The sequence below is a fragment of the Pseudomonas brassicacearum genome, from assembly GCF_003732265.1.
GTDB classification, from domain to species: Bacteria; Pseudomonadota; Gammaproteobacteria; order Pseudomonadales; family Pseudomonadaceae; genus Aquipseudomonas; species Aquipseudomonas brassicacearum_D.
The window spans coordinates 1-581 of record NZ_MOBK01000328.1 but is presented as its reverse complement, the minus strand read 5'-3'; the positions used below and the strand labels follow the sequence as shown (position 1 = coordinate 581).

The window sequence follows — 581 nt, the reverse complement described above, 5'->3', positions numbered from 1 at the left end:
GACGCACTGTCGCCATCGACGTAACCGTAGGATTGCTCCAGTGCGATGCTCGCGGAAATCGCCAGCGGGAATTCCTGAGCGTAACGGCTGCCCAGATACCCGGTGAGGATCATCACGCCTTTGGAGTGAATCGGCTGCCCAAGGTTGACCTCACGCTCGATGTCGACGATGCCGCTGCCGCCCGGATACACCGTGGCGGAAATCCGCGCCGGCACACCAAACGCCGAGTCGCCGACCTCGAGCACGGTCAGACCGTTGCACTTGCCGACCGCCGCGCCATCGGTGTCGATCAGGATGATCCCGGCGAGCATGTCGTCGAGAATTCGCGCCGACACCCGCCCGGTGCGCGTGGCTTTGGCTTTCAGCGCACGTTCGATGTGCCCGGCATCGGTCATTTCATCGCCGGCCAAGTGACGGATGAAATCCGCTTCGCTGACCAACTGGAACAGATCGCCAATTCGCGCCGACAAACGCCCTTGGTGTTCGGCCAGACGTGCGCTGTAAGTCGCCAGGCGCGCTACTGCGTCGGCAGTCAGCGGCGCCATGCCTTCTTCCGAAGTCCGTGTTTTCAACAGCTGGGC

At 62.8% G+C, this 581-nt stretch carries 1 protein-coding gene; it reads right to left on the bottom strand.

Features of this window, described 5'->3' with window-relative positions; translation table 11 throughout:
- Window positions 1-581: Lon-insertion domain-containing protein (locus tag BK660_RS31530; protein WP_148057535.1), on the bottom strand; the 581-nt coding region annotated here is incomplete at both ends.